This window comes from Allobosea sp. P2_A10 (genome assembly GCF_056405115.1).
In genome coordinates this window covers 109382-124196 of record NZ_JBFUCS010000008.1, presented here as the reverse complement: position 1 = coordinate 124196, position 14815 = coordinate 109382, and the positions used below count along the sequence as shown (strand labels likewise).

Here is a 14815-nt window from a genome sequence, read left to right as displayed (position 1 = left end):
GCGTCAGGCCGCTATTCGGTTCGCCGTCATGACCGCGCGCGGGCGCTCGCCGCAGCAAGGAAGCTTGCGGGCGCCGGGCAACCGAGCAAGGGCGCGGGTCGTCGTCATGGGTCAGACGTTACAATGCAGACAGGTGGGAAGCTAGCAGGCTCGCCGCTACGCCGAACGTGAGGGCAGCCACCTTCGTGGGCGCATCGTGCGGTTCTATCCGCAGGGCTCAATGGCGATCGACGCGACGATCTCCATGCGAGGCACCGAGGAGGAATACGATCTCGATATCCTTGCCGAACTCGACATTGATCCGTGGGCCGACCCGGATGCGGTGCTCGACCTGCTCTTCGAGGCACTGAAGGACTACCCGGTCAGCAAAGGGGTCGAGCGGCAGACACGGTGCGTGACGATCCGCTACGCAGACGGAATGCATCTGGACGTCACGCCGTCCGTCCGGCTCGCCTCGACGCTGGATCGGGAAAGCCACATCTTCCACGCCAATCCCGACAAGCCCGCTTCCGAGCACTACCATGTGCGCATGAACGCCTATGGCTTCGCCGAGTGGTATCGCGCCCGGACGCCGCTTGAACGCAAGTTCGCCGAGGAGTTCAACCGGCGCTTCAATGATGCCTATGGGCTGACGGTTCGCGCCGACGCCGAATTCGACGAGGTGCCGGACCAGACGCCGCTCATCGTCAAGAACATGGCGACCGTCGCGCTGCAGCTCCTCAAGCGCTACCGCAACGTTGCCTACGCCGACGCGACGGGACGCATCCCGCCGTCCGTCATGCTGTCGTGTTTCGCTGGTCATGCGGCGGGCGGTGCGAGCACCCTGTCGGACATGGTGATCCGCCAGGCGCGCATGGTTGCGTCAGAGCTCCAGCGCGCAGGCGCCAACGGCGTGCGGATCGCCGTGACCAACCCCGTGCTGCCGACCGAATGCTTCACCGACCGCTGGCCGGAGAACCTCGGCCAACAGCAGGACTTCGCCGGCAAGCTGACCAAGCTCGCGGACGAACTGGCCTGGCTCCAGACGGCCGACATCTCGCAGGAGGACCTGGCCGAGTGGCTCCAGGCCCGCTTCGGAAAGCGTGTCGTCGAGCGTTCGATGAAGCAGCTCAACCGGCGCCTTGGACGCGCCGTCAAGGACGCGTCGCAGTCCTATACCCCCAAGGGAGGCGTCTACGTTCCCAGCGCGCCGAAGCTGGTCGGCGTCGGCGCTGCATCGGCGATCGCGACGCCCGCCCTGGCGAGGCCGCACACGTTCATGGGAGGGCGCCGTCGATGATCGGGCTTCCTTCCATCGACGAGCAGATCGCGGCGATGGCCGCGAGATGGCCAGGACTCCGCGCCCGTCGTATCGGTGACCGTGCTGCCGTCTGGCGTGGCCCGCTACGGCCGCTGATGAAGACATATGAGGTGGAGATCCTCTATCGCGCGCCGCTCGTCATCGAGCGCATCGATCCGATGAGGATGCAGCCCGACGTCGAGGTGCTATCGCCGCGCCTGAAGCGCAGGGCGCGCAGCGACGAGGGGAAGCTGCCGCACGTCTACTGGAGGGATGACGGCGAGCCGTTTCTCTGCCTCTTCGATCCGGAGGCGGGCGAGTGGTCGCCGGCCGACCTGCTCGCGGACACCACGGTGCCTTGGACCATCGACTGGCTGACTTGCTACGAAGGCTGGCGCGTCACCGGGGAATGGACCGGTGGTGGCCGCCATCCCGTCCCGTCCTCTGACGAGGGAGCGACCCCATGACCTACGTTCCTCCGCGCCGCTCGGATGGCACCATCCAGACACGCCGGGTCCGTCAGCCTTGGCCAGCGGACAAGCCATTTCGCATCCTGTCGATCGACGGCGGCGGCATCTGCGGCATCCTTCCCGCCTCGGTCCTCGCCGAGCTCGAAATGCGCTTCCTCGGCGGCAAGTCGATCGCGCGCCACTTCGACATGATCGCCGGTACCTCCACCGGCGGCATCATCGCGCTAGGCCTGGCGCATGGCCGAACCGCTGCCGAGATTCGCGACGTCTACGTCGAGCGCGGCGACAACATCTTCCCGCCGCCGACCCGGATCGGGCGCCTTGTCCGGCTCCTGCGCCGGGGCCATCGATACATCTACAACCGCAAGCCGCTCGAAGACGAGCTGTTGCGGATCTTCGGAGACGCCCCCCTGGGAGATGCCAAGACCCGGCTCTGCATCCCGGCCTTCGAAGGCAGGCATGGCGAGCCCTGGATATTCAAGACCCCGCACCATCCGGACTACAAGCGCGACCGCGTCGAGCGAATGGTCAAGGTGGGGTTGTCGACGGCTGCCGCGCCGACCTACTTCGAGGCCCTTCCGAACAACGGCTACGTCATGGTCGACGGCGGGCTCTGGGCCAACAACCCGGTCATGAACGCGCTGGTCGACGCGCTGGCCTGCTACGACCTCGACCGCGCCCAGATCGAGATCCTCAGCCTTGGATGCGGAGAGACCGCGTTCAAGGTCGACGAGCGCATGGCGAAGGGCGGCATGTTCCAATGGCGGGGCGTGATCAGCGCCGCCATGCGGGCCCAGTCCCAGAACGCCCTGGGCCAGGCCTACCTGCTCGTCGGCAAGGACAAGGTCATGAGGATCGACGCTCCCGAGAGCCCGACCCCGATCGCTCTAGACGACCACAAGCGTGCACGTGAAGAGTTGCCGGCGATGGCCCGCTCGCTGGTCGAGGGCGCCGGCCGGGAAATCGCCCGGACGTTCTTCGCGAGCGAGGCCGATGAATTCCGACCCGTCCCGATGTGATCGGGCGGGTCGTCTCAGTTAAGGCCTAGCGCCTTGAACGCCGCCGCCTTGGGGTCCCCATAGAACACGGGATCGACATGCTCGGCGACATCGCCGGTCACCTCCAGGAAGCTGCGCTTGTTCTCGATCGGGATCAGCGCACGCTTGCCGCCGTTGTCCATGGCGACCTGTAGGGGCTCTACGAGCGACCTGACGCCCTTGATGTTCCCCTGCAGGCTGAGGTCGCCCATGATCAGCATCGCAGCGGTCACTGGCACCTTCTTGAGGGCCGAGATGCAGGCGACGAAGAAGGCGACGCCGAGTTCGGCATCAACGCGGTTGCCGATCAGGTCGATGACCTCGACATGGAAGTCGGCCCCGTCGACCTCGCGAGCCAGGCCGAACTCGCCCTTCTTGGTCATCAGGTAGCTGAAGGCGCGGTTGACGGATTCCTTCATGGAGCCGGAGACACCGCCGGCAAGCCGAAGCCGGGCGTTGCCGACAGAGGTCGAGACCTCGATGCGATACATCCCGACCGTGCCGTCAGCAGCCACTCCGGCGCTGTAGACGCTGCCTGGTGCCAGCGGATCGGAAGAGAACATGTTGCGGCCACCCTGTTCGGGGACGCCAACGAAGCGCTCCTCCCCGCTCTCGCGGTCGGTGTGGCTGAACGAGACCTGGTAATACTCGAAGGAACCCATCTTCTTGAGCTGCTCCTTCACGCGACGGCGCCCTTCCATCGCGAAGTCGAGCAGCTCGGCGATCTCCTCCTTCGTCGCGGCGCCATGCGGATGGATGATCTTCATGAGCCCCGAGACGGTCTTGTTCACCGCCTTGCGGTCGCGAGCGTTCAGATGGTTGCCGTAGGAGAAGTGACGTTCCGCGACCTCGGTGAAGTTGTGCTTCCGGAGATCGCGAAGCGCCTCGGCCAGGTAGTCGACCACGAAGCCGTAGTGGTCGGTGAAAAGGTCGACCCGCATCTTGGGGATCTCCCAGCCGGGGAGGTAGAAGTGCAGCCGATCGATGAAGGCCATGTCGTCGCGGATCACGGCCGGCATCGGTTCGAAGAGATGTCCCGATTGAACCATCACCTCGACGGGCTGGTTGGTGTTGCCGAACATTGCGATGCTGGCGTCGCCGCTCGCCGCCTCCTGGCCGCGCTGGAAGGTGCCGGATTCGCAGAAGGTCTTCATCGTGGTGATGACCTCCTTCGGCATCTTCTCCAGGTCCGCGACCTCGTCGAAGCCGACGACATCCCAGATCTGGACCATGCCCTTCTGACGGCCGCCCATATGGCCGAACAGGTTGGCCACGGTCGTCGGGCCGGTCAGCAGCGACGAGTAGGGGGAGAACTCCTGGATGACGTAGCTCTTGCCCGTTCCGCGAGGACCGAGTTCGACCATGTTGTAGTTGCGCTCCGCCAAGGGGATCAGGCGAACGAGGAAGAGCATCTTCAGCCGGCGGCTCATCGAGCCCGGCTCGTAGCCCATGCTACGCAGGACGAGGTCGATCCACTCCTCGGTCGTGAACTCGGCGCGCACCGACCGATACTCCTCCAGGTCGAAGGCGGCGATCTGGATGGGGGTCAGCTTCTCGATCCAGAAGGGGTTCTTGCCCTTGCCCTCCTCGTCGTAGCGATACTTGAGATCAAGCTGAGCCCAGATGCCGCCGGTAAGGAGCCGCTCGTAGCTGCGGACATAGTCGGAGGGGACGTGGATGAACTTGTGCCCGAACTTGGACGCCTCGGCCCAGTAATCCGAGTCGACGAGCCGCACCTTGACCTTGTCGATGAAGGAGTGCCGGCCGTTCTCCTTGACGCGGCTTTGCGCCTTCTGGGCCTCGTCGTCGCGGATGTAGTTGTTGGCCAGTGTGTCGTTCACGACCTGCAAGCCCATCTGGATGGCCATCTCGTCGGACGAGGCGCAGTATTTCCCAAGGAGGAACTCCAGCACGAACACCGGCACGTTCGCGCCGACCTTGACCTTGCGGACGAGATCCTTGCGCACGACCTTGCCGGCGAAGAGCCGGTTGGCCTTATTGTCGAGTTCGTCGCGAACCGGGGGGGCAAACGCGTTCATGCTCAAACTCCGAGCCGGACCGGGAGGTCCTTGGACTGGTAGAGGACCGCATCGGTCTCGCCGTCGAGCACCTGCACGTTCAGCGTCTTAGCTTCCTCGTCAGTCAGCAGGAAGCCGACCGACAGCGTCTTGCGAGGCTCCAGGCGGATCGTGCCATCGGCGGCCTTCGGCATGTCCGCCATGCCGATGGTTGCGACTTGGCGACCCGCATGGATGGCTACGACGCGGATTGGCCGCTCCACCGAGAACAGCGTTTTTCCCAACGAGACCCTGACCGTGAAGATGCGGTTGGTGATCGCGCCATCATGCTCCACCTCGACTTGGTTCTTGGCATTGTTGATCGACTTGTCAGCCTTCAACCGCACGGTCAGGACGGGGACAATCAGCTCCTGCAAGCTGGCGCCGCCATGGTGATAGGCAAGGTCGCCTCCGGCCCTGAAGACCCCAGTGCCGACTGGCAGCACGAAGTCGAGATCCGACTGATAACCGAGCTTCGAAGCGGGAATGCGGACGGTCCCAGGCGGCGTGGCGCCGCCGTGTCCTACCCAGCAGCGCCGATGAAGGTCGACCTGGGCGCCGCCGGGGGCGTCGATGCGCATGCTCTCGTCGCGGTCATGAGCAAAGAAGAGGTGACCGTGGTCGGCCACGATGACGGCATGCTCGACGCCGGCGCTTGCAAGCTTGGTCAGGCACCGCGCCAGATCCTCGATGACGCCGGCCATCATCCGGCGAGCGTACGAGTTTCCACCTTCGCCAGCCTCGTCTATTTCCTGCGAGCGAACCAAGATCACCGAGGCGCCGGCGATCTTGGTCGCCAGCGCCTTTGTGTTGCCCTGAAGTACAGTATCCAGCGTGAGATCGATGGAGCCGGGCAGTCGGCCTTTTGCAAATAGCTGGCGGGCCTTCAGGTCCGGCAGGAAGGTGCCGTCCACCTCGGCGCCCAGCTTCCCATTCCGCTCGACGACGGAGAAGGATGCCGCCGCGCCCGGCTGAAGCGCCGCCATGCAGACCGGTGTGATGCTCGGCAGGCTGGCCACGGCGTAGCGTAGCTTCTGCTCGGTCGCGACCTTCGCGATACGAGCGGACAGCTCGACGCCCATCTCGTAGCGCATCGCGTCGACGAGGATGTAGGCGACCGGCTTGGCACTGCCGGCGATGGATTCCGCATAGACCCGGCTTTGGGGGGTGGCGCCCGGCACGATCCAATCGGCCTTCGCCAAGGCTTTCACGAAGCCCTCCGCCATACGCGCCGCGGTCTCCTCGTAGACCTGCCGAACGATCCCCAACGCCTGTTCGTCGACATGCTCCTCGCAGCTCTGAACGACCGTTTCGAGTTCGCGCTGCGCCCTGTCCAGTCGGTGCCAGCCGTTGGCGTCGGTATAGCGATCCACCCAGATCTTCACCGTGCCGTTCGCCTTCGCGATCGTGCTCTGCACCTCGCCCGCGACCAGCCCCAGGTCGGTCATCAGGCGGCATGCCTGCCAGACGGCGCTGCGCTCCTGCGAGCGCTCGATCCAGAAGCTGCCCTGGCGCTCCTCGATGATGCCGCGCGCATCGGCGAAGCGACGGGCCGCGATGAGCCTGAAGCAATGACCGACGACCAGGAACTCCTCGATCTTGAACGTGTCGATGGAGCCGAAAGCATCACCCTCGATTCCAAGGTCATCGATCCCGAGCGCTCCCTGGACGAGGTTCGCGATGTCCTCGTAGGCATCAGCGTCGTCCCGCCTGAGCCTCTCGGCGACGRCGCGCACGGCCTCGATCTGATCGCGCGCGGTGGGCGCGGATACGCCCGGCAAGGTGATGGCGGCCGACTTGGTATCGAGCAGGAACTCGCTGCCCAGCACGTGCCGCTGCGCGACCGACCTTAACCTGGGCAGGCCGGCATCGTCGGGTAGGGTCAGCCCGAGACGCACGGCGAGAAGCTTGCGGAGCTCGGGCAGGGCGCCCTTATCCTGGATGGCCTGATCGGCCTGATCGCCGCGCAGCCATCGCACGATGATGGCGATCGCGTCGGAGGTATTGTCGAAGATCCCGCGAAGGATGGAGGCGTTCTCCCCATCGGCGCTGGCCGATGCGACCTTGGCCAGGTCGTCGTAGCCGACGGCGTCGGACTTGAGGATCTCGTCGATCTGGACGTCGTTGAAGCGCTGCTTCAGCACGATCCGAGCCATCTGCTTCAGCACGGGCCGATAGACGTAGCCGGCCTTTTCGACCTCCATCAACAACGATCCCTGCTCGTCCCAAACCGTGCCTGGGACGTAGACGAGGGTCCGCTCGGGATCGTCACCGCCGGTCACGTCCTCGATGGCCAGCCTCGTCTCCAGGAACGATCCCGCGAAGGCGGTGAAGTTGGCCGGCACCTCGCCGAAGCGGACCTTGTCGAGCCGGCCGCCAACGCCGGGGTCCGCACCGGTTTCGCCGAAGAACGGTTTCAGATCGCCATTGCGATCGTAGAGCACGACCACCGTGTTGCTCTTGAGGTGCTGGGCGATCTGGGTCGCGATGAAGTCATGAAGAGGATGCACGGTTTTTCCGATCAGGCCCTGCGCCGCGAGCGGCTTCCCGTAGCAGCCGGCTCGGGAGCTTCGAGCAGCTCCTTCAGGGCGGCCTTCACGGCATCGCTGGTGCGCTCGCGGACGATCTCGTTGACCGGACGCGTTGGCACATCACGCTTTGCCCATTTACCGGATTCGGCTTCGAACCAGAACACGTCTTCCAGGTCGTGCGCGATCGCGAGGCTCCTGTCCTCGGCGCACTTGTGCACGACACGCTCCGGCCAAAGGTGCATCGCTTGATGAGACCAGTCACACTTCCCCGATTGAAGCTCTTCCCACCTGGTCCGCAACTCCTTCTGCCACTGCTTATGGTGTCCTACCATTCTCCACAGTGGCGCCATCACCAGGACCGTGCCGTCATCGAGAATGGGATTCCACAGTGGAGCGACCCGTTTCACCTCGTCGGCCAGCTGTTTGAGCTCTTCGACCAGCTTCTCTTGGTTCTCGATCTCAAGACGATCCCGGCTGGAAAGCTCACGGCCGCCCTGAGAAAGCTCGGATAGCGCACGCTCTTCGTTCGCGATTTTGGGCTCTAAGACATCCTGCTGGAGACGAAAAAAGGTTTCTGCATTAGCGCTAGGCGCATACAGCCAGATGTTATAGCGCCCCGAAGCGGTTGCAATCTGCCAGTAGATAGGTGCCTTACGCTTGCTTTTTGAATACCTCTTCAAGTGGAAATCAAAAAAATCGCGCTGAAGCCATGCACGCACGTCTGAAGAAACGGATACATCGACGCGCACTAGCACGTCCTCGACCAGCTTGGCTAAGTCATGTGGGTGGCCTGGATCATCGACTAGAAATCCCACATGTTTGTAAAACCGCTCGGCCCCCTCCGGAAGCATACCAGGGCATCTTTCAGGTAGCTCATCAAATGGCTCCGGCTCCGGTGGCGGGGAGCGCTCTCCCCCTGCAAGACGCCAGTCAAAGCGACCGAATGCTACGCCAACAGTCCAACTGAGCAGACCATCGGTCTGATCGACGGGAGCATCAGTGTCATCATCATCGGTATCGCTATCGAGAATGTCTTCTTTTCCATCCGTCGACTCGCTTATAGTGCCTACTTCGCGAAGCGCATCTGCTCGGTCAGCATCACTAAAGCCGTAAAGTTCAAAAGATATGGCATCAACATTGGATTGGACTTGAGCAAGATTTTTCTCTATTAAATTTGGATCGTATCCTCCTAACCGACTACGTAGTAACATCGGGAGGATGAATGCGTGTGACGTTTCTTCTGTTGTGTCGAGATCACGCTTAAGAGACCATGCTTTGCGGGCTAACGCTCGCAGAGTATCAGCTTGCATTTTGGAGGGCTCTGCGCGAGGCATTGCCTGCAAAATTCCAACTATAAATTCCGGATAGCCGAAGCGCCCTAATGCAGTCTTGAAAATGTAATCAAAAGCTGCGCTATTGAAAATAGCGAGCGTGTGCGTTTTTTCGCCTGCAAGTGGAAAGGCAGAATATCCTCTGACTGAAAATATGCTTCCTTTGGGCAATGACTGAGGCGAAAATCGCTTAGCGCGCAAAGGCCATGTTATCCCAGGCTTGAAATATAAATCAGTGCTTTTTATTATTCGAGACCAGCCGGAATTACCATACAGAGGGTCGGCCCAAGCCTTCATTTCAAGACCGTCGTCGGACCAATTTACTACTAGACTTAAATCGCAATAGTATGGTGAGTGGCCGCCCCCCTTGGCAAAGGGAAACCAGCGCGGCAGGGCAGGAAGCTCTGATTTAGGCTCCCACCAAGCACGGACAAAACGGAAATCATCGGAAGTTTGGAGCCCAACTCGAACTTTGCGACCGTCTGATTCAAATGGCGGCATTCGAGTGAAGGTTTCACGGATTGCTTTCGAGACCCAATAAGCGAACGGCTTGCCCGGTATTGGATCAAAAGCTTGGTCGGACACTGCAAAATGGCGCGGCTCCTGCAATCCATTACGCAAGTTAGAACAAGCTGACCTTAGGGCATCCTGCTTATTTATGTCCGAATGAAAGCGGATAAAATCGATCATCTACGCTTCTCCAGAACATAAGCCGCGGCCTCCACCATGGCATCATCCATAACTCCGTAGCCTAAATCTGCCATGACCTGCGGCTGTGAGATGCCCATTATTATTTCCTCTCGCCATTCTTTGAAGCTTTTCAAAAAGAAACAAGTGCGAGATGTAATTGCACCAATTCTTCCGCCTCGCCTCATCAGTTCCAAGCCACGTTCAATGAAGATGGCGAGAAGATCATTCTTACTTCGGGGATAAGCTTTGATGAGATGATCCTTTGTCCCCGTGGCCAGCGCGCCAAATGGGGGATTCATAACAACAACGTCGAATATTCCGCGGGACAAATCGATGATTCGCAATCCCTGCAATGCATCCTCGGCAAATAGGCGGCCTTGGTAGTTCGAGCGCGACTCCTTGGCAAAACGCCTCAATGCATCTCCCAAGCGCATTTCTGCCTGCTGCCAGTTCGACATGTCCTGCTTTGCGAACATCGCGCCGTGATCCTTGAAAACTTGCCGGACCAGTTTCGGCAACTCTTGCTCGACACGCAGAAGCACGCCCAACTCGGGCAGTCCCTTCAGCAGGAACAGCGTCTTCTCGAACAGCTCGGCATCCAGTGCACCGAGACCTTCCATGAAGCTCTTTCGAAGGTCGAGCTCGGCCGGCGGTGGCACCGCGGCAACGATGTGGCCATGCAGTATGCGCGGGCGATCCTGCGCCCTGACATTCCCCTCATGCCAGGCGCGCTGGGCCCGCAGCCAAAGGGCCAGGGAAGCGATCTGTGCCGCACGCGGGTCGATATCGACGCCGTAGATGTTGTTCTCGATGATCAGCCTCGGCACGTCGCGCAGGAAGGCGTCCAGATCGACATAGGTCTCGGTAAGCGGCTTCAGACCGGCGTGCCCGCCCGTCACCTTGTCGAGCGATCCGGGCCCATGGGTCTGCTCCCAGTCCCAGGCCTCTCGATAGATCACGTAGAACAGGTCGAAGGCGTAGAGCCCGAAGTGCATCGAGCCGCATGCGGGATCGAGCAGCTTGATCGTGCGCGGATCACGCAGGCTGCCAGCCGGCTCGTGCTTCTCGTCCGGCTTGGCCAGAAGGTACTGGCACCGATCCCGCAGGCTCGTCTGGGCCCCTGTCCAGTTGAACCACAGCCGGCCCAGCGTGTTGTCGACCAGGAACTCGACGACGTATCGAGGGGTGAAGAACTGGTTCCGGATCGCCAGTTCGCGGCTATTGCGCGGCGCCTGGGACTCGTCGCGCATCTTCCGGCGTTCGTCGGTGGTATTGAAATACTGGTAGACCCAACCGATCGTCTCGTCCTCGAACCATACGCTGGCCAACTCGGGTGCGTTCAGGATGTCGAGCAGCGTCTCGAAAGTGGCCCGCTTCGGCCAGAGCGCCGACGCAGGATCACGCCGGTCGAACAGGACCTTCACCTCGGTGGACAGCTCGTCGAAGACGGATTCCAGATACAGACGATACCCTTCGCCGTCAGGCAGCAGCCTGATCCCCGGGAGAAGCCCCGTGAACTCCAGGTAGCCGCTGGACTGGTCGCCGCGGGTCACGCACTCCAGGACTAGGTTGCGGGCCTCCAGAAGCTTGAGGGCGGCGTAGCGGTTGAACGTCGTGAACGCGGCATCGCGGACATAGTCCTTGACCGCGTCGGCGGGCTTCATCCCCGCCGCTTGCTTGTGCTGGATCGCGGCCACGATCCGGGGGCGAAGCAGGCGCTGGCGTTCGGTCAGGTGGATGCCCGGCTCGGGCGCGATCACGCCATCGGGCATCACGTCGTAGGTGCCCTGAAGCTGCTCGTAGATGTCCTGCGTCAGCAGGGTCCTTGCGCGCTGCGTCGCACCCTGGAGCAGGTTGCGTGTGTCCTTCTCCATCACACGCTCCAGGTCGCCACGACCTTCTTGCCGGCACCGATGAGGCGGGTAACCTCCTCGCGGATGCCGGCAAGGGTCTGGTCGAGCTGTTCCACGGTCTCGATCCCGTCCTGGAAGAAGTTGGCGACATGCACGGTTGCTAGACGCTCGCCCTCAAGCAGCTGGTGCATCTTGTTGATGGCGGCACGCAGCCTTCCCTCGCAAGCGTCGGCTTCCGACCGAAGGTGGTGGATCGTCTGGTTGTTGAAGGTGCGATCGGCACGAAGGCGAAGGGGGCCCGCGATCTCGTCCTGCTGCGCCGGCGTCAACCGTGGCCATTCCGCGCGATGCGCGAGTCGTTCGAGGGCTGCGACATAGGCCGTGACACGGCCATCCAGGGCCTTGTCGTAGCGTCGGCGATATTCGACATCGATCTCGCCGCATATCTGCTCGATGCGGTGCAGTTCCCGGTAGAAGGTCTCGCGCTCCAACAGGTCGCGGAGCGTGTTGCCCTGTCCAATCAAGCCTTCGCCGAGATCGGCCTCGTCCACCAGCAGCGGCCAACGCACGCGCAGGCTTTCCCTTGCCCTGGCGAGCATGGCCACCCGAGCGTCATCGAGAACCTTGTCGACCTCGCCCGCATGCTGGATCGCCTCCCGGATGGCGGCGTGCGACGCGTTGAAATCCAGGATCGCGTTGGTCTCGCTGCCGCGCCGGATCGCCTTCATCTGGTCCGAAGCCTGCTCGACCTTCTCGCGTCCAGGCAGGCTGGATTCCCGCAGGCGCCCGAGGACGGCAAGCACCCTGTCCTCCGATCGCGTGATCGCGGCTTGGATCGCCTTGGCGACGACGGTCTCGGAGAGTTCCTTGATCTCCTCGCCGAAGGTCGTCTTGTAGTTCTCGGCTGCGTGCGCGATCTCGCCGAAGTCGACGCCCTTCTTCGGCCGGAACGTGGTCGCGCGGAAATGCGATGCGTTGTTGAACGCGTCGCGCGCTGCCACGCTCGTAGCGTCGTCGATGCCCTGGCCCTTGTGCTGGGCCTCGATCTTGCCGGCCCTGAGCAGCGACAACGTGAAGAGGCGTACGGCGTCAAAATCCCAACCGAACGGCGCGCGCCCAAACGCTTCCTCAAGCAGGCGGCCAAGGGCGTTTTCCCCGTAACCCGCCTTTTCCTCGATCTGCCCGAGGATCTCGGATAGCGGCGAGCGATCGGCCTCAAAAACGGTCCGCCCGTTCTCGGTCTTGATCAGCTTCAGCTCGTTGAACACCGCGGGAAGCCCGTTGAGGTTCTCGGCGGCGAGCAGGACTTCCAGGCCCTTCTGGAGATCAGCGCGCTTGGCCGAGGCCTCGCGGAAACGGTCGTAGACGTCTGGGAGGACGGCCTTCATGACCTCCACCGCGGCCTTGGCCACATCGGCTGCGGACCCGGGGCTCCGGTCATTGCCGCGGAAGAAGATCCCGCCGGAGAGGCATGCGGACTTGAGATAGGCCTTCAATTGGTCCGTATGGCGCCTCAGGCGAGCCTTTTCCTCGGTGATGAGGTTGCTCTCGTCCACGGTGGTCGGCCCGTGCCCGTGGTTCGTCACCATCTGGGACGATCGATGGGCTTCCAGCAATTCCCTGCGGATGTCCGCCGTCAGCGTCGCGACCCAGAACACGGTGCCGGCCTCGGCCTGGCTGCGAATGCGGGCCTCGGCAGACATCTTCCCGGATTCGTCGGCATCGCCGGCGATCTGCAGATTGAAAGGGATGTCGCCCTTGGCGAGTTCGTTGCCGGCGACGATCAAGCCCGCCTTGAACGGCTTCGTGTCATGCAGGCTGTAGGTCGGGGCCGGCGCCCAGAACCCGGCGATCGTGTCGGCGATCCACTTGTTGTCGCTGGAGCGGCTTCCGGCGATGGCGGTGCGCCGCTGCTCCCAGTCGTCCTCGGCGGGCGTGGGGATGCGATAGCCGCCATCACCCATCCGGATGACCAGCGCCGTCTCCAACGCCTTCAGGGCGTCCTTGACGGCCGCCAGCTCCGCGTCGCCGGTGATCGATGGGTGCAGCGCGGCCGCGATATTTTCGGCGGTGCGGTGGACGCTCTTCACGAACTGGAGGAGGCAGATCACCTTGGCGACGGCCTGTGCAAGCCTGACGCCGGGAACGCGGTCTGGGATGGCCGTGATCTTCGCCCGGATGTCCGACGCGATATTGCCCTCTACGAGGTCGTAGACCTGGTCCAGGCGCACCAGGTTGCCGATCGGCTGGCTGGCGATGTCGATCGACTGATGGATGAGCAGCTGCTGTGCCAGCTTGATGATCGTGCGGTTGGCGCCGCCGACGTGCTTACTCGCGCCGCCTTGTGTGCGCAGGCCCGACACGATCTGGATGATCAGGTCGATCTGGTAGGGCAGCAAGGGATAGAGGTCGACGAACCGCTGCCGCGTGAGCTCGGGCAGGCTGATGTCGGCGGTGACCTTGGTGGCCTGGGCAAACCGGCCGCGATGGTCGTCGAAGAGCTTGCCCAGGACCGCCTCGGCATTTGCGTTCTTGGAGAGCACACGCCGGCTGGTGACCTCGGAGATGTCCGATGGCTCCAGGTGAACCTGCGAGGGGAAGCGGTCCATCAGGCGGGCAAGCTCGATTCGCCGGTCGTCGAGGCCGCCTACAAGCTCGCTGAGCTTTTCCTGCGACGTGACGGCGATCCAGTGACGGCCGCGGCCGTGGATACCGAGTTGCTGCACGATGGCCTGCAGGTCGAGCATCTTCTGGACGTCGCGCGCGACGAACTGGCCGACCTCGTCGACGACGAAGATCATCGAGTGGCCCGACTTGCGCCGGTTCATCAGTTCCACGACGCGCTTGGCGAACAGGCCCGCGTTGATGTCGGCCTTGGCTCGGGATTTGGCCCAGCTGTCGGGGACCGGATAGGTTGCCGGCTCCAGAACGTGGAGCACGGCGCTCGCCTCGTTTATCGCGAAGGCGAGCATGCCCTTCGCCTTGGACCATTCCTTCCCGTACTTCTCGCGATAGGCGGTCTCGAAGCCGGCGAGGCGGCCCTGCTCCTCCAGCCCTATCTCCAGCTCGGCGAGATCGAGATCCTTGGCGTATCCCAGGCTCTCCAGGAACAGCCGATACATGATCTCGGTCAGCATCTGGTTGCCGGTCCGGATGCCACGGTCGGTCGAGACGTCAAAGATGACCGAGTGCGTCGGGATCTTCTCGTTGATCGTCTTGAGGACGACCTTGAGGCGGTTGTCGGTCACACGCTTGGAGAACAGATCGGCGGCATGTTCGCCCCCGATCTGCCTGTTGCCGATCGCTAGGCCCAGGTTCTTGGCAAAGCTCGACTTACCCGATCCGAAGAAGCCCGAGATCCAGATGCCGATGCTGTCGGTCGGCTTCTGGGGCGCGGCCTGGTATTGCTCAAGGATGTCGACGTAATGCGTCTGGATCGCATTGGTGACGACGTATTCCTCGATCTCCGAGCGCAGGATCTCGGCATCGACCTGGTCGACCTTGATGACCTCCTCGATCTTCCGATTGATGTCGTTCGCGAAAAGCGTGCCGATGGTGCTCATGATC

At 62.6% G+C, this 14815-nt stretch carries 8 protein-coding genes; 3 read left to right on the top strand and 5 right to left on the bottom strand.

Going from position 1 to position 14815, the window contains the following annotated elements; all coding sequences use genetic code 11:
- The first annotated feature begins 196 nt into the window (after positions 1 to 196).
- The 3 genes from AC1DZY_RS13565 to AC1DZY_RS13555 are packed head-to-tail and all read left to right on the top strand — an operon-like array spanning position 197 to position 2768.
- Positions 197 to 1279, top strand: coding sequence for a nucleotidyltransferase domain-containing protein (locus AC1DZY_RS13565; RefSeq protein WP_476820644.1), 1083 nt, complete (start codon positions 197 to 199; stop codon positions 1277 to 1279).
- Positions 1276 to 1746: a type II CBASS E2 protein gene (locus tag AC1DZY_RS13560; protein WP_476820643.1), complete on the top strand. Its 471-nt coding sequence runs from the start codon at positions 1276 to 1278 to the stop codon at positions 1744 to 1746. The genes AC1DZY_RS13565 and AC1DZY_RS13560 overlap by 4 nt, the downstream gene beginning before the upstream one ends.
- Complete coding sequence (locus AC1DZY_RS13555; RefSeq protein WP_476820642.1) at positions 1743 to 2768, top strand: CBASS cGAMP-activated phospholipase; 1026 nt, start codon at positions 1743 to 1745, stop codon at positions 2766 to 2768. The genes AC1DZY_RS13560 and AC1DZY_RS13555 overlap by 4 nt, the downstream gene beginning before the upstream one ends.
- A gap of 14 nt (positions 2769 to 2782) precedes the next feature.
- Here the strand turns inward: AC1DZY_RS13555 and brxL are convergent, their stop codons facing one another.
- The 5 genes from brxL to brxC are packed head-to-tail and all read right to left on the bottom strand — an operon-like array spanning position 2783 to position 14811.
- Positions 2783 to 4825, bottom strand: coding sequence for a protease Lon-related BREX system protein BrxL (gene brxL / locus AC1DZY_RS13550; protein WP_476820641.1), 2043 nt, complete (start codon positions 4823 to 4825; stop codon positions 2783 to 2785).
- A 2-nt stretch (positions 4826 to 4827) separates the two neighbouring features.
- Positions 4828 to 7353 carry a PglZ domain-containing protein gene (locus tag AC1DZY_RS13545; RefSeq protein WP_476820640.1) on the bottom strand — a complete coding sequence of 842 codons (2526 nt, stop codon included), beginning with the start codon at positions 7351 to 7353 and terminating at the stop codon, positions 4828 to 4830.
- An 11-nt stretch (positions 7354 to 7364) separates the two neighbouring features.
- Positions 7365 to 9395: a BREX-1 system adenine-specific DNA-methyltransferase PglX gene (locus tag AC1DZY_RS13540; protein WP_476820639.1), complete on the bottom strand. Its 2031-nt coding sequence runs from the start codon at positions 9393 to 9395 to the stop codon at positions 7365 to 7367.
- Positions 9392 to 11269, bottom strand: a complete 1878-nt coding sequence (locus AC1DZY_RS13535; protein ID WP_476820638.1) for an Eco57I restriction-modification methylase domain-containing protein — start codon at positions 11267 to 11269, stop codon at positions 9392 to 9394. The genes AC1DZY_RS13540 and AC1DZY_RS13535 overlap by 4 nt, the downstream gene beginning before the upstream one ends.
- The gene (brxC, locus tag AC1DZY_RS13530) at positions 11269 to 14811 is read right to left on the bottom strand and encodes a BREX system P-loop protein BrxC (RefSeq protein WP_476820637.1); all 3543 of its coding nucleotides are present in this window, start codon (positions 14809 to 14811) and stop codon (positions 11269 to 11271) included. Before brxC ends, AC1DZY_RS13535 begins: the two co-directional genes overlap by 1 nt.
- Positions 14812 to 14815 lie beyond the last annotated feature (4 nt).